The sequence below is a fragment of the Ectobacillus ponti genome, assembly GCF_024294785.1.
Lineage (GTDB): Bacteria > Bacillota > Bacilli > Bacillales > Bacillaceae_G > Ectobacillus > Ectobacillus ponti.
Window position 1 is genome coordinate 531,511 of sequence record NZ_JANCLT010000001.1, and the last position, 14,687, is coordinate 546,197.

Genomic DNA, 14,687 nt, shown 5'->3' on the forward strand with positions numbered 1-14,687 from the left:
AAGCTACAATGTATACACTGCCGTACCGTCTATCACTGTCATCAAAACCTGCGTATCTTGTACTGCTTCAGGTTCAATCGCGAATATATCACGGTCAACCACAGTAAAATCTGCTTCATAGCCCGGTGCAATCATGCCCCGCTTATGCTCCCGGCTGATGGCGCAGGCACTGCCGTATGTAAACAACCGGACTGCTTCAAACATGGTCAGCCGCTGCTCCGGCCCGTAGCATTCTCCGTCAAAGAAGCTCTTCCGTGCTACCGCACCGTAAATGCCAAGAAACGGATTCACCCGCTCAACCGGCGCATCCGACCCGCCGGCGCATAGAAAGCCCGCTTCTAACAGTGTTTTCCATGCATAAGCATACGGCAGCCGCTCCCGGCCTATCTTTTCAATCACGGACGGGAAATCCGAGGTCACAAATACCGGCTGAATATCGAGTACCACCGGAAGCCCCTTTGCCCGCTGCACCAAATCCCCGCGCAAAATCTGGCAGTGAATGATACGGTCGCGCTGTCCCGGCTGCGGCGGATGCTGTTCAATAGCATCCAGAATATACTCAAAAGACAAGTCCCCAATGGTATGGATGGCCACCATCATCCCCAAACGGCGCGCTTTCGCGACAATTTCTGCCAGCTCGTCCCGTTCAAACACCGCCACGCCGTTCGTATCCGGCTGGTCGCTGTACGGCTCGCTCAACAGCGCGGTGCGGCCGCCGATGGAGCCGTCCGCAAAAGCTTTCATGGCGCCAAACTCAATATAGTGTGTATCCTCGTGATTTGCCCGCTCCTCCGCCACCTCATGGTGAACCAGCAAGTGCGCCTTAAATGGCTTCTCCGCGATGACATGGCGGAAGGAACGATGCACCTGGTCAAAGCCGCCATAATAATTCAAATCCTCCGTATGGCATCCCACCAGGCCATGCTTCCAGCAATCCGTAATCGCTGTATGTAAAGCCTTTTGCAAATACTCATCGTCCGGCCCCGGAACGATGGCGGCAATCAGCTCTTGCGCCTGCTCATATAACAAGCCGGTTAATCCATCCTGACCTCTGCCAACTTTGCCGCCTTTCGGGTCGGATATACCTGTATGCAGCCCCGCTTTCTCCAGCACGTATGAGTTGACCAATGCAGCATGCCGGCATACACGCTTCAGCAGGACAGGGTGTTCCTGCGTAATCTCATCCAAATCGCGGCGATGAATGTCCTTGCGATCAGAAAAGGCATTCTCGTTCCATCCATCACCCAGTATCCATTCCCCTGGCTGCAGCTGCGCGGCACGCTCACGCACAAGTCCCAGCATTTCCTCATAGGACCGGCAATCTGACAAATCCAGGCGCATCAACCGCTCGCCATGCCCAATCAAATGCATATGGCTGTCCACCAAGCCGGGAAGCATCATGCCGCCCCGCAAATGTACTTCCTCCGTAATTTCATACAGGCCGCGAAGCTCCGTCTCGCTCCCAATCGCCTGAATGATGCCATCTTGCACGAAAACCGCTTCTGCAGTCTCTCCTTCGTGCCGCATCGTATAGACCCTGCCGCCATAATACAAAATCCCCATACAAATCCCCTCCTCACTCTTTATTGTACCGGAAAATGGAAAAAGCAGACAGGGATTCCTGTCTGCTTGCCCTGCTTACGGGCGCGCCAGCTCCTGCTCGCGCTGCCGCAATTCAATGCGGCGAATTTTGCCGGATGTCGTTTTTGGCAGCTCGCCCACGAACTCAATCTTGCGCGGATATTTGTACGGGGCTGTCAGCGTCTTGACATGCTCCTGCAGCACCGGAATTAAAGCCTCATCTGCCTGTACCTCGTCCTTCAGCACGATAAAGGCTTTTACAATGTGGCCTCTCACCTCATCCGGGCTGCCAACCACCGCGCACTCTTTGACATAAGGGTGCTTGACAAGCGCATCTTCCACCTCAAACGGCCCAATGGTATAGCCGGAGCTGATGATAATATCATCCCCGCGTCCTTCAAACCAGAAGTAGCCGTCTTCATCCTTCTTCGCTTTGTCGCCAGTGATGTAGTAGTCCCCGCGGAACTGCATGGCTGTCCGCTCCGGATCCTTGTAATAGTGCTTGAACAGGGCCGGTGTGCTGACATGGACGGCAATATCGCCCACCTCTCCTGCTGGTGCCGGATTGCCGAATTCATCCACAATCTCAACCTGGTTTCCCGGAGTCGGCTTGCCCATGGATCCCGGACGGAGCTCCATGCCCTTCATGACGCCGACAAGCAGCGTATTCTCTGTCTGGCCGTAGCCGTCACGCACAGTGACATTGAAGTATTTCTGGAATGTGTCAATGACACCCCGGTTCAGCGGCTCACCGGCGGACACAGCACTGTGCAGCGCGGACAGATTGTACTGCTCCAGTTGCTCCACCTTCGCCATCAACCGGTATTCAGTCGGTGTACAGCAAAGCACATTAATCCCGTTGTCACTCAGCAGCTGCAAATATGTCTTTGGTTCAAACTTGCCGTGGTACACAAACCCCGTTGCACCGGACCCAAGCGTGGCCAGGAACGGGCTCCAAATCCACTTTTGCCAGCCAGGCCCCGCAGTGGCCCAAACTACATCTCCCTCTTGGATGCCCAGCCAGTTTGGCGCGCTTGTGCGCAGGTGTGCGTACGCCCAGCCGTGTGTGTGGACAACACCTTTTGGGTTTCCGGTTGTACCGGAAGTGTAGGACAGGAACACCATATCATCACGCTTTGTAGGCGCAGGCTCCAGCAGGTCGCTCTCTGTGCGCAGCTTCTCCGATAAGTTCACCCAACCCGCAACCGGCTCTTCACTGATGACGAAGCGGTGCAGCCTGTCCATCGCTTCAATGCCGGCAAACTGCTCGAGGTACGGCGCATAGCTGACAACAGCCTTCACTTCCCCGTGGCTGATACGGTATTCTATATCCTTCTTGCGGAGCATTTCCGAGCTTGGTATGACCACTAGACCAGCCTTAATGGCTCCCACATATGTCATATAAGCCTCCACCAGGCGCGGCACCATAATCAGCACCTTATCGCCAGGCTGCAGGCCCTCCTTCAAAAACGCGTTGCCGATCCTGTTGGCTCCGCTCATGAGCTCCAAATATGTAAGCTGCTTTCGCTCCCCCTGCTCGCTTTGCCAGATGACCGCCAGCTTAGTCGGGTCTGCCGCATATCTCTCTATCTCCTGCACAAGGTTATACTGCTCAGGTGCAATCAACTCTTCACGCTTCATATTCCATCCTCCTCTTCTCTCTCATCTCACTCCCATCATACAAGAAATTTTCATATTTTTAAAATAATCTTTCTTTAAACAAATTCGCTTATAATTCGACAGAGAAGTCAAAAATAGGATAGGTTTTGTGGCGGGGGGACGGAAAGTGTGGCAGTTCTATGACGAATGAGGACATGACGGCGCCTACGAGCAGGAACTGGATATGATAATAGCAACAGCATGCTTCCCGCAAATAAAAAGAGAGCGGGGGAGAAGGCCCGCTCTCTCAGCCAAGTTATAATTAGCGGTTGAATCCGCCGCCCAGTTGTTGTTCAGCCATCGCTACGAGACGCTTTGTGATCTCGCCGCCTACAGAACCGTTAGCGCGTGCAGTTGTATCTGCTCCAAGCTGTACGCCAAACTCTTGTGCAATTTCATATTTCATTTGGCTCAGTGCATTTTCTGCACCTGGTACTACTAGTTGGTTTGTGTTGTTGTTTGCCATGTGATTTCACCTCCTTGTGAGTATAGAGTGTGAAAAACCACATGTCTTCATTCGGAAACTTTTATGGTAATTAAATCCAAATTAGAACAGGTCCTTGAATTCTTCCTCCACTTGTGCTTCCTTCTCTTCCCACTTCAACAGGATGCGCTCTGTCTGCTCTACTGCTTCAGCCAGCAATGGCTCAAAGTCGAAGAAGCTTTCATAGCGGTTGACCTTGCGCCGGCTCGGCTTTGTCGTCGGGTTTGGCGGCGTGAAAATGGTGCAGCAATCCTCATACGGCTGAATGGAAGTAGTATACGTGCCAATATCATGGGCAATCTTCATAATCTCCAGCTTATCCATTGTAATCAGCGGCCGCAGCACCGGATAGTTGGTCACCTCATTGATTGCATGCATGCTATCAAGCGTCTGGCTGGCCACCTGCCCCAGGCTTTCGCCCGTGACAACTGCCAAGGCCCCGCGCTGCTCGGCGATGCGCTCGGCAATTTGCAGCATCATACGGCGCATGACAGTCATGGTATACGTATCAGGAACCTGCTTTTGAATTGCCTTTTGAAGCTCCGTAAAAGGAACAACATGCAATGTCACCTTGCGGCAGTACTTTGTCAGCTCCTGCGCCAAATCCACCACCTTCTGCTTGGCCCGTTCGCTTGTAAATGGCGGACTGTGGAAATGAACAGCCTCCAGTGTTACCCCGCGCTTCATCGTTAAGTATCCGGCAACCGGGCTGTCGATTCCTCCGGACAGCATCAGCATGACCTTGCCGCCGATGCCAACCGGCAAACCGCCGGCTCCCGGACGGTCCTCGCACATCACATAGGTATGCCCTTCACGCACTTCCACCCGTACATTTACATCAGGAGTTCTGACATCTACGGTGATATCCTCTGTGTTCCGCAAAATATGGGCGCCAATCTCCCGGTTCAGCTGGTTCGTGTCCATGGGGAATTGCTTGAACGGACGGTGAACGGAAACCTTGAAGGTTTTTACTCTTCGTTTCACCTGCAGGAAGGCTGACAAGGCCGCCCGCTTCATCGCTTCCAGGTCTGTTTCGACCTTCATGGCCAGGCTGAAATTATGGATGCCAAAAATATCAAGCAACCTTTCAGACACCGCCTCGTGGTCTTCGCCGTTCAGCTTAATGTACATACGGTCCCGCGTGACCTCATACTCCAGCGCCTGAAACTTCTTCAGCTTATATTTAATATTTTCCTTCAAAATATCGGTGAACCGGTTGCGGTTTTTTCCCTTTGTTGTCATTTCGCCGCCATAGCGGATTAAAATTGTATCATATTTCATTTTCTTAACCTCGTGACTTCATATAATTTCGGGAGCACCTGCCGGAGGGCACGCTGAAACTCCCGCACTTCTTCCATCGTATTTTCTGCTGACAGGCTGATGCGGATGGCACTGCCGGCAGTCTGCTCATTCAGCCCCATCGCCAGCAGGATTCCGCTGGCGCCGCCCGTCTTCGAGGAGCAGGCAGACTTGGTGGATACGTATATCCCATGCTCCTCCAAAGCATGCACCAGCACCTCAGGCTTCACTCCCGGAAACGACACATTCACAATGTGCGGCGCACTGACTTCCGGTGTTGTGTTGAGAACAGCCTCTGGTATGGTCCGCAAGAAGCAAAACAATTCTGTCTGCAGCTGCCGCATGTGCTTTATGTTAGCATCCTGGTTCTCCAATGTCATGCGGAGCGCCTTTGTCATCGCAACAATGCCGGCCAAATTTTCGGTACCGGAGCGATAGGCATGCTCTTGCTGGCCGCCGGACAACAGCGGTCCAAGCTGGACACCGCTCCGGACAAATAAAATGCCGGTTCCCTTGACGCTGTGGAACTTATGCCCGGACATCGTGCATAAATCAATATCTCCGGCGGAAAGCGACAACGGCACTTTGCCGATTCCCTGCACATGGTCCACATGAAACAGCACCTTCGGATGGGCACGGAGCAGCCTGCCGATCTCCTCCACCGGCTGGACAGCCCCTGTTTCACTATTGACGTGGATCACGGACACGAGAATGGTGTCCGAACGGATCGCACGCTGCACAGCTTCCACAGACACGATGCCGCGCTGGTCCACGGGCAAATATGTCACTTCAAAGTCCAACTGCTCCAGCTGCTCAAAGGCCTGGGCCACAGAAGCGTGCTCGATTTTCGTCGTGATAATATGGCGTCCCCGGGAGCGGTATTGCAGAGCGGTTCCCTTCACCGCCAGATTGTTGCCCTCTGTGCCGCCGGATGTAAACACAATTTCCCCGGGCAATACCCCAAGCAGCCTGGCAACCAGACTGCGGGACTGCTGGAGCAGGCGCTCCGCCTCCATCCCAATCCCATGCAAAGAAGAAGGATTGCCGAAATACCGCTGTGCCACAGTTGTATAAGTTTCTATGACCTCCGGGTACGGTCTGGTCGTTGCACTGTTATCGAAATAAATCAAAGTCTCTCCCCCTCTTGTCAAACTCTCACGAACCGCACCTACACATATAGTTTATTTGTCGCCTCCAAAGCATACATTGAAAAGCGGAGGCAGCCCGCTTAGCCATCCGAAGGGAGGTTCCCCGGCCGAAAAGGCGCTTTTTGCCTTTTTGTGCCGGGGGTTCTCCCTGGCAGATGGCTGGCTGCCGCAGCTGGACATGATCGAAAAGCGGAGGCAGCCCGCTTAGCCATCCGAAGGGAGGTTCCCGCCCTACACAAAAAAACAAACCCCTCATGAAAAGGGGTCCGCTGTTTAATCCATGCTTGTAAACTCCTCAATTTTCCGCACAACACCGGGCTCCAGGCTCTCCAGCGTTGCAGCGGCCTGCTCCAGCGCCGCTTGGTACTCATACTGGCGGAAGAGCTGCTCGGCCCGCTCCATTGAAGCTGCCACCTGTTGATTTTGGCTGCGGTAACGGTTTCCATACTGGATGCACTTCTCTGCCAGGGCCACCCGGGCCACCAGCATATCCGTCTCCCTCTGGATTTCTCCGACAAGGCGAAGCGCCTCCTCAAGCGTGGTGTTGACCGCAGTCATATTCAACGGCTTAAACTCCAGCTGCTCGTACACCCGCTGCATGGCCTCCTGAGCCATCTGCAGATTTTGCACGAAGGCAGCAGGCAAGCCCGGAATGTTTGACTTCTGCAGCACACGCTTCAGCTCCTTGATTGCCTGCCGCATGCTTTGCAGGGCTTCCCGCGCCTGCAGCTCTTCACGGCGCAGCGTCTGCAGCATATCCTTATATTGCTGGTGCGCTTCGTTGACACGGTTCATCTGGCGGCTGATTTCATCAATCTCCTCGCGAATGACGGAGAAGGCCACATCCTGCTCGGCGATGCGCAATTGCAGGATGTCATACCGCTTAATGAGGACGCCAAGCTGCTTTTCAATATACTTTTGCATTTCCACGTCTTTATCGCTGAGCTGATAGCTTTGCTTGACAAACTGTGTCTCCTCGCGTGTTTCCGCCGCTCCATGCCGGATGTCCTCAAGGGTGTCATGCAGCACGATCACCTGCTTCTCCACATAATGCTTGGACTTGACCTCCAGCTCCAGCTGATCGTACAGCCGGTCCATACGCAGCTTCAGCTGCTCCAGCCGCTCATGTGCCGCTCCAATCTGGAGTTCGCGGATTTCTCCCAGGCATTCCTGCAGTTCATCCTGCAGCAGCTGAATATCCTCCTGGAAATCCAAATGCTCCAACACATAGCCTTGCTGCTGCATTTCTCCATACCCCTGCTGCAGTTCGTCAAGCTGGGAAGGCAGATTCACCTGGCACTCCACCTGCAAATCTGGAACCTCTTGTATGACTTGATACAAGTAGGACATGCTTTCCTCCAGCGCAAGCACAATTTCGCGCGCCTCCAGATAATTTCCCTGCATTGTTGCTTCATCAAACAATTGAAAGCGGCGGGACTGCTCATCCAACAGCTGGTCCAGCCTTTGTTCAGCCAGGCTGAAGGTGTGGCGGTGTGCCAATACGTTGCGCTTTAAGTCCCGGTATGCAGTGCGAAGCTCTTCAATTTCCGAAGAGTTTTTCTTCCGGCTCTCCAACAGCTGCTTCAGCTCATCCAAGATGCTGTTGATTCTGTCTTCCGCACCCCGGAGCGCATAGTCTGCCTCCTCCATGGCCATCCGGCCCTTGCCAAAGGAAAACTGAGATACGCACACTTCAGCGGACCGCAGCTTTTCGTCCGCGGCCGGCATGACCGTATTCAGCAGTTCATCCCATTCCTGGCGCCATTTCTCAAACAGCTCCTCTGTCTGTCCTGTCATCTGCAGCTCTTTTACCTTTGTCAGCTCATCCGCCACCGGCTGCCCGGCAATCTCCTGCTTCCAACGCTGCATATTTTTTACTTGTTTATGTAAACGGCTCCTCATAATGAGCTGTGCAATCAGCAGCAATAAAATAGTGCCCACAACGATGAGGACAATAGTCAGCAAAGAATTCATGTATCGGTTGGCCTCCTCTTTTCTCTTATTGACCCGTTCCGCATTGAAATGGAAGGCTTCATATATAGTCAACTTTCAATGTATTGTAATGGATTGTTAATGTATTCATGATACCATGTAATCGACTTTTTTTGACCTCATATTTTATATTTTTTTCAGAAAATAGACAAGCGGAGAATATAGCGGGGCATCGGCGGGACAGAAATAAAAAAAGGAGCTGCGTCAGCTCCCTGTTTTATGATGGCACGAGTCCGGCAGTGCGGAAAAGAGTGTGCTCCAGCCACTTTTCCACCTCTTTTGCGTAGCCGCCCAGAAACAGCGGATCCGAAGGAATGGTGTACAGCACTTCTGAGATATACTGAGTATGCAAATACGGCGCCTGCAGCATGGCCTTGAGTTGAACCATGAATACGGAGAAGGATACCTTGTGGAATTCGCCGCTTTCCATGCCTGTCCGCAGCAATACCTGAAAATACTGCCTTTCCCTGGACAAGTACAGCGGCACCAATTCCCGGTTCAGGACGCTGTCCAGGGAAATCTCCCTGTAGAAGAAACGGGTCAGGTACCGGTTTTCTGATTGGTAGCGGAGCAGGGCGCGCACTGTCAGCAGCATAGTCTCCTTCGGCGATGTCAGATGCTGCGCCAGCACCTGCTCCAGCACACGAATGTACCCATCCAGAAACTGTGTCACAATATACTCCAGCAAGCCTTGCTTATTCGTGAAATAGTAGGAGATATTTGCCGCATTCACTTTGGCTCTTCCGGCAATATCGCGTACGGAGGTGCCGGCGTAGCCTTTTGTGTTGAACAATGTAATTGCCGCGTCGATAATGCTCTGCTTTGTGCGGGATTCCTTCATGCCTCGCCACCCTTTCATCGACCTTTGCTTCTTCTTTCTTGACTTTTAAGACAATTTCCTTTAATTTTCTATCGACAAAGTGGCGGGAAATCCCGTGTTTTCTGCTATAATCTTACACATCTCGTGATAAAGGGGGACGTTTCGTGTTTCATGCAGACACTTATACTGGTACACGCGAGGAAAACTACGGGCTGGTGCTCAAGCAATTGCAGGCTCTCATTGCCGATGAGCCAAATCAAATTGCAAACCTGGCCAATGCTTCCGCGCTCTTAAACCAGTTCTTACAGGATATTAACTGGGTTGGTTTTTATTTGACGGAAGGAACGCAGCTTGTGCTCGGGCCGTTCCAGGGCTTGCCGGCATGCGTGCGCATCCCGTTCGGCCGCGGCGTATGCGGAACAGCCGCAGCGACGAAGGAAACACAGCTTGTCCCGGATGTGCATCTGTTTCCGGGCCATATTGCCTGCGATGCGGCTTCCAACTCCGAAATTGTTGTGCCGATAGTGAAAAATGGCGAGGTAATCGGGGTTTTGGATATTGACAGCCCACTGAAAAATCGCTTTGATGAACTCGACCAGCAATATTTGGAGAAGCTCGTGGACATACTGCTGCAAGCCATGTAAAAAGCCAGGGGAGCCCCTGGCTTTTTTTCACTCCATCGCTTGCCGCAAATCAGCAATGATATCATCTGCCGCTTCCAGCCCAACGGATAAGCGCAGCATATTCTCGTAAATCCCCATTTCCTGCCGCACCTCCGGCGGAACGACCGCGTGCGTCATCGTAGCCGGATGCTGGATGAGCGTCTCGGTATCGCCAAGACTGACAGCAATGGCAATCAGACGAAGACGGTTCATGACAGCCTGGGCCTCCTCTTTGCCGCCGCGCACCGTAAACGCCAGAACCCCGCCGCCCTTGCGCATTTGCCGATGGGCCAATTCATCCTCCGGATACCACACCTGCTCCACCAACGGATGCTGCCGCAAAAAGGCTGCAACCTTCTCTGCGTTCTGGCAATGACGGTCCATTCGTACAGCCAGTGTCTTCAACCCGCGCAGCAGAAGCCAAGCGTCAAACGGGGACATAATGCCTCCAACATCCTTTCGCACCGGCTGCAGCAGTGCTGCTGTTTCTGCTTCCCGGCACACCACCACACCAGCGATGACATCCCCATGCCCGCCAATATATTTCGTGGCGCTGTGCAGCACGACATCGCACCCAAGCAGCAGCGGCTGCTGCAGATACGGGGAGCAGAACGTATTGTCCACAATCGTCTTGATGCCATGCTTCCCGGCCGTGTGCGCCACCAAAGCAAGATCAATCAGCTTCATTGTCGGATTGATCGGCGTTTCGACAAAGATAACTTTTGTCTCCGGACGCAAGGCAGCCTCAATGCCGGCTTCCGTCTCCATGTTGCACAGCGTATGGGCAATGCCGAATTTCTCCTCCAGCAGCTGCAGGAAGCCGTATGTGCAGCCATATAGTCCTTTCGAGCACACAACATGATCGCCGGCTTGCAAAAATGCCAGCAAAGCGGCCGACACTGCCGCCATGCCGGAGCCGAATGCCAATGCCGCAGCTCCCCCCTCGAGCGCTGCCGTCCGCTTTTCAAACAGCTCCACCGTTGGGTTGCCCAACCGGGAATAAATGTATGCTTCCCCGCTGCCGGCAAAGCTGCGTTCTCCCTGCTCTGCCGTGCCGAACGTATACGTGGACGTTTGAAACAAAGGCGGCGCCAGGCTGCCGCGGTGTTCATGGGAATTATAGCCTTCATGAATCAGCATGGTTTCCATCTCTTTTTTCTCCATCTGCCCCACACTCCTCTCCATCTTTCCATCCTCCAGTTTATGTAAACGCTTTCTTTCTGGTGCACTCCTTCTATTCCATATAAAAACCAAAACTCCTGCCGCCATCCAAGTATTCCCTGCATAAATGGTCAAGGAAACACCCTTGACTTTCGTGCTTTATCCGGGATATAATAGCCCTTGTGTAAAATATGCAGCCTATGAGACAAGCTTATGACCGTATTTTGTTCCTCTCTGGGAGGTGCATCGTGTAACCCAAGCTGCTGGAGCGAGGATGCATGAAAACAAAATGCCCGTAAGACGTAATCTCAGTCGGTTTTTATTTTACAAAAAATAAAAACATAGAGGAGGAGTCATTCATGGCTCGTTATACAGGTCCATCTTGGAAACTGTCCCGTCGTCTTGGAATCTCTCTGAGCGGCACAGGTAAAGAATTAGAAAAGCGTCCTTACGCACCAGGCCAGCACGGCCCAGGCCAGCGTAAGAAGCTGTCCGAATACGGTTTGCAGCTGCAAGAGAAGCAAAAGCTTCGTCATATGTTCGGTGTGAATGAGCGTCAATTCCGCCGCACGTTTGACCTTGCAGGCAAAATGGTTGGTAAGCATGGTGAAAACTTCATGATCCTGCTTGAATCCCGCCTTGACAACCTGGTATACCGCATGGGTCTTGCCCGCACTCGCCGTGCAGCTCGCCAGCTGGTGAACCATGGTCACGTTACAGTTGACGGCGTACGCGTGGACATCCCGTCCTTCCGCGTAAAGCCAGGCCAAACAATCAGCCTGCGTGACAAGTCCCGCAACCTGACTGTTGTGAAGGAAGCTTTGGAAGTGAACAACTTCGTTCCTGAGTACCTGACTTTCGATGCTGACAAGCTGGAAGCTACATTCACTCGCCTGCCTGAGCGTTCTGAATTGCCAGCTGAAATCAACGAAGCTCTGATCGTAGAATTCTATTCCCGTTAATGGGCAAAAAAGACTGTTGGATTGGTACACTTGTACCCTTCCGGCAGTCTTTTTTTCTGTTTGCCGCATATATGTTCATACAAGAATGCAATCCAACAAGGAGGCGTTTGTATGAGCTTTTCTTCATTGCCGCCCGCTATGAATACAGCCGGCGCCAAGAAATTCACAAGCTGCTTGAAGGAGCGTTATGCAGATATGGTGAACCAGCTGCAAACAGGAGACCTGTTGTTTTGCTCTGGAAATTATCCAATCAGCCAAATTATTAAGCTGTTCTCAGGCTCCATGTTCAGCCATGTCGGCTTCCTTGCCTGCTGGCATGGACGGCCCATGCTCTTTGAAAGTGTGGAAAGTGATGGAGTCCGGATTGTTCCGCTCGACCACTATATTTATAATTACGAGAACAGCGGCCAAAAGTATGACGGCGGACTCTACATCGCCCGGCACACCGGCTTTGCCGTTCTACCGCCACGGCAGGTGGAGAAGCTCATTCAGCAGGCAATTGATCTCGTAAATTGTAAATATGACAAGGACCAGCTGGCTGCCATCGCCTCCCGCATTGCCATGAAGGTTGGACGCTCCTCGCAGAATCAGGAGTATATTTGCTCAGAATATGTTGCGGAGTGCTTTGCGGCAGGCGGTATTGAAATCCCATTGAACAAGGATGGATTCTGGTATCCGGAAGACATAGCAGCTCTGCCGGAGGTACAGCCCCTATTTGAACTCGTTGGCTGACTCTTTCAAAGTAAAAGGTCCCTTACACAAGGGACCTTTCTTCTTATCCGCGTGCCGGCTCTTCACTTTCCTTGGCGCTCTTTTCCCCGTCCGCTTCTGCCGGCTTGTCCTCAGCAGGCTTCACTGGAATGGCAGCAGGCACAGCTGCCGGTGTAACTGCCGGTGCAGCTGTACCAGCACTCTCTTCCTTCGGCGGCAGTTCACGCCCGCCCAGCGTATAATTCGCCACCTTGGTAATCATGCTGTTTGGAAAGAAATAGATTTCCCCATCCACTGCCTTGATCCGGGTTGTGCGCAGCCCAACCTCTTCTACAGTTCCTGCTATATCATTAATCTTTACCTGGTCCCCCACGGAAAACTGGTCCTCAAATATAATGAAGAAACCCGTCACAACATCCTTCACCAGATTCTGGGCCCCGAAGCCGACCGCAAGTCCCGCAATGCTGACCCCGGCAAGCAGCGCCGCGATGTGAATTCCCATTGCTTCCAGCGCCATTGCCATTGCCACGAAGTACACCGTGTATGTAAGGATATTTTGGCACAGCTTGGCCAGTGTCGCTTCCCGGCGCTCGCTGTAGCGCATCGGTGTTTTGGACCGGATGATAAACGTTTTTTCAATCGCCAGCTTGGCAAAGTACAGGAACATGCGTGCAATTAAAAAGATAAAAATGATTTTCAAGATCACCCCGCCAAGCGTTGCCAGCTTGGCTTGACTGAACACGTGCTGACTGAACCAGCTTTGCAAATCCATTTCCTCTCCCCCTTATAAAGAAAAAAGCGCAGGCAAGCCTTGCGCTTTTAGTATTTAGTATTTAATTAGGAAATATTTCTTTTTGCCGCGGCGGATGATGGTGAACTGTCCTTCCATGCGGTCTGCCGTTGTCAGCACATAGTTGACGTCCTGGATGCGCTCGCCATTGATGGAAACCGCGCCATTCGTCACATCTTCACGCGCCTGACGCTTGGAGGAAACAATTTTGCTGTTGACCAGCAGATCCACCAGGGAAATGTCCTCGCCTGTATGTGTGTAGGACGGAACATCCTTGAAGCCTTGCTGAATCTCAGCCGCAGACAAGTCGGCCACAGAGCCGCTGAACAGGGCTGCCGAAATCTTAATGGCCTGCTGCAGCGCTTCTTCGCCGTGCACCAGCTGCACCATTTCGGCTGCCAGCGCCTTTTGTGCCGCACGCTGCTCCGGTGCTTCCTGTGTTTGCTTCTCCAGCTCGTTGATTTCCTCATGGGACAGGAACGTGAAGTATTTCAGGTACTTGACCACGTCACGGTCATCTGTGTTGATCCAGAATTGGTAGAACTCATAAGGCGTCGTCTTGTCAGCATCCAGCCATACTGCGCCACCTTCTGTCTTGCCGAACTTTGTGCCGTCAGACTTTGTCACAAGCGGAACAGTCAAGCCGAACGCCTTAGCATCCTCTTCTGTTTTCCGGATCAGCTCCATGCCCGCTGTAATGTTGCCCCACTGGTCGCTGCCGCCCACCTGCAGCTTGCAGCCGTATGTCTGGTACAGCTTCAGGAAGTCGTAGGATTGCAAAATCATGTAGCTGAACTCCGTAAAGGAAATGCCGGTTTCAAGGCGCGCAGACACAGATTCCTTTGCCAGCATATAGTTCAGGCCAAAGTTTTTGCCGATATCGCGCAGGAACGTGATCAGATCGAGCTGGCCGGTCCAATCATAGTTGTTGGCAACAATGGCAGGGTTTTCTGTACGGTCAAAGTCCAGGAAGCGGGACAACTGCTCCTTAATGCGCTGGCTGAACATCGCCACTGTTTCTGCTGCATTCAGCTGGCGCTCCGCTTTCTTGCCGCTCGGGTCTCCGATGAGGCCGGTTGCTCCGCCGACAAGAGCAATGGGCTGATGCCCCGCCTGCTGGAAGCGGCGCAAAATCAAAATTGGCAGCAGGTGTCCGATATGCAGACTGTCCGCAGTCGGATCAAAGCCGCAGTACAGCTTCACAACCTCTTTCTTTAAAAGCTCCTGTAAGCCTTCTGCATCCGTTTGCTGATTAATAAGCCCTCTAAACTCCAGATCCTGTAAAATATCCATCTGTTTCACTCCTTCTGCAAAATAAAAAACGTCCCTTCTGTAGCAGAAGGGACGATTGGAATCGCGGTACCACCCTAGTTGCGGCCATTGCGGCCACCACTTCATTTTTCATAACGGCTCATCAC

Annotated in this window: 13 protein-coding genes and 1 other annotated feature (1 of these 14 running past the window's edge); of the genes, 3 read left to right on the forward strand and 10 right to left on the reverse strand. The window is 52.6% G+C overall.

The window, feature by feature from the left end; all coding sequences use genetic code 11:
* Positions 1–3: 3 nt before the first annotated feature.
* The 7 genes from NK662_RS02755 to refZ all read right to left on the reverse strand — a co-directional run bounded on the left by NK662_RS02755 (position 4) and on the right by refZ (position 9,022).
* On the reverse strand, positions 4–1,563 hold the full coding sequence (locus NK662_RS02755; RefSeq protein ID WP_254757109.1) for an amidohydrolase: 1,560 nt from the start codon (positions 1,561–1,563) through the stop codon (positions 4–6).
* Between the two features lie 75 nt (positions 1,564–1,638).
* On the reverse strand, positions 1,639–3,222 hold the full coding sequence (gene mbcS, locus NK662_RS02760) for an acyl-CoA synthetase MbcS (RefSeq protein ID WP_254757111.1): 1,584 nt from the start codon (positions 3,220–3,222) through the stop codon (positions 1,639–1,641).
* Positions 3,223–3,502: 280 nt separating this feature from the next.
* Positions 3,503–3,706: an alpha/beta-type small acid-soluble spore protein gene (locus tag NK662_RS02765; RefSeq protein WP_254757113.1), complete on the reverse strand. Its 204-nt coding sequence runs from the start codon at positions 3,704–3,706 to the stop codon at positions 3,503–3,505.
* An 81-nt stretch (positions 3,707–3,787) separates the two neighbouring features.
* Positions 3,788–5,005 carry a tRNA uracil 4-sulfurtransferase ThiI gene (gene thiI, locus NK662_RS02770; protein ID WP_254757115.1) on the reverse strand — a complete coding sequence of 406 codons (1,218 nt, stop codon included), beginning with the start codon at positions 5,003–5,005 and terminating at the stop codon, positions 3,788–3,790.
* Positions 5,002–6,153 (reverse strand): cysteine desulfurase family protein, encoded by a 1,152-nt coding sequence (locus NK662_RS02775; RefSeq protein ID WP_254757117.1) that lies wholly within the window; start codon positions 6,151–6,153, stop codon positions 5,002–5,004. Before NK662_RS02775 ends, thiI begins: the two co-directional genes overlap by 4 nt.
* A 291-nt stretch (positions 6,154–6,444) precedes the next feature.
* Complete coding sequence (ezrA, locus tag NK662_RS02780) at positions 6,445–8,145, reverse strand: septation ring formation regulator EzrA (protein WP_254757119.1); 1,701 nt, start codon at positions 8,143–8,145, stop codon at positions 6,445–6,447.
* Between the two features lie 235 nt (positions 8,146–8,380).
* Positions 8,381–9,022, reverse strand: a complete 642-nt coding sequence (gene refZ / locus NK662_RS02785; RefSeq protein ID WP_438503584.1) for a forespore capture DNA-binding protein RefZ — start codon at positions 9,020–9,022, stop codon at positions 8,381–8,383.
* Between the two features lie 125 nt (positions 9,023–9,147).
* On the opposite strand from refZ, the gene NK662_RS02790 reads away from it, so the two are divergent.
* A complete protein-coding gene (locus tag NK662_RS02790; protein WP_368736046.1) occupies positions 9,148–9,627 on the forward strand; it encodes a GAF domain-containing protein in 480 nt (159 codons plus the stop codon).
* A gap of 27 nt (positions 9,628–9,654) precedes the next feature.
* Here NK662_RS02790 and megL read toward each other — a convergent pair whose 3' ends face one another.
* Positions 9,655–10,809, reverse strand: coding sequence for a methionine gamma-lyase (gene megL / locus NK662_RS02795; protein WP_254757445.1), 1,155 nt, complete (start codon positions 10,807–10,809; stop codon positions 9,655–9,657).
* A gap of 356 nt (positions 10,810–11,165) precedes the next feature.
* Here megL and rpsD point away from each other — a divergent pair, with 356 nt between their 5' ends.
* A complete protein-coding gene (gene rpsD, locus NK662_RS02800; protein ID WP_254757122.1) occupies positions 11,166–11,768 on the forward strand; it encodes a 30S ribosomal protein S4 in 603 nt (200 codons plus the stop codon).
* A 111-nt stretch (positions 11,769–11,879) separates the two neighbouring features.
* Positions 11,880–12,500: a YiiX/YebB-like N1pC/P60 family cysteine hydrolase gene (locus NK662_RS02805; RefSeq protein WP_254757124.1), complete on the forward strand. Its 621-nt coding sequence runs from the start codon at positions 11,880–11,882 to the stop codon at positions 12,498–12,500.
* 43 nt (positions 12,501–12,543) lie between these two features.
* Here the strand turns inward: NK662_RS02805 and NK662_RS02810 are convergent, their stop codons facing one another.
* Both NK662_RS02810 and tyrS read right to left on the reverse strand, forming a co-directional pair.
* Positions 12,544–13,251 (reverse strand): mechanosensitive ion channel family protein, encoded by a 708-nt coding sequence (locus NK662_RS02810; protein ID WP_254757126.1) that lies wholly within the window; start codon positions 13,249–13,251, stop codon positions 12,544–12,546.
* Positions 13,252–13,305: 54 nt separating this feature from the next.
* A complete protein-coding gene (gene tyrS, locus NK662_RS02815; protein ID WP_254757128.1) occupies positions 13,306–14,562 on the reverse strand; it encodes a tyrosine--tRNA ligase in 1,257 nt (418 codons plus the stop codon).
* A gap of 44 nt (positions 14,563–14,606) precedes the next feature.
* Positions 14,607–14,687, reverse strand: a binding site (T-box leader); it runs 134 nt beyond the window's last position.

Bases quoted from the DNA above. Each gene is read 5' to 3' on its own strand.
- NK662_RS02755 (WP_254757109.1), bottom strand. From the start codon at position 1,563: ATGGGGATTTTGTATTATGGCGGCAGGGTCTATACGATGCGGCACGAA.
- mbcS (WP_254757111.1), bottom strand. From the start codon at position 3,222: ATGAAGCGTGAAGAGTTGATTGCACCTGAGCAGTATAACCTTGTGCAG.
- NK662_RS02765 (WP_254757113.1), bottom strand. From the start codon at position 3,706: ATGGCAAACAACAACACAAACCAACTAGTAGTACCAGGTGCAGAAAAT.
- thiI (WP_254757115.1), bottom strand. From the start codon at position 5,005: ATGAAATATGATACAATTTTAATCCGCTATGGCGGCGAAATGACAACA.
- ezrA (WP_254757119.1), bottom strand. From the start codon at position 8,145: ATGAATTCTTTGCTGACTATTGTCCTCATCGTTGTGGGCACTATTTTA.
- refZ (WP_438503584.1), bottom strand. From the start codon at position 9,022: ATGAAAGGGTGGCGAGGCATGAAGGAATCCCGCACAAAGCAGAGCATT.
- megL (WP_254757445.1), bottom strand. From the start codon at position 10,809: ATGGAGAAAAAAGAGATGGAAACCATGCTGATTCATGAAGGCTATAAT.
- rpsD (WP_254757122.1), top strand. From the start codon at position 11,166: ATGGCTCGTTATACAGGTCCATCTTGGAAACTGTCCCGTCGTCTTGGA.
- NK662_RS02805 (WP_254757124.1), top strand. From the start codon at position 11,880: ATGAGCTTTTCTTCATTGCCGCCCGCTATGAATACAGCCGGCGCCAAG.
- NK662_RS02810 (WP_254757126.1), bottom strand. From the start codon at position 13,251: ATGGATTTGCAAAGCTGGTTCAGTCAGCACGTGTTCAGTCAAGCCAAG.
- tyrS (WP_254757128.1), bottom strand. From the start codon at position 14,562: ATGGATATTTTACAGGATCTGGAGTTTAGAGGGCTTATTAATCAGCAA.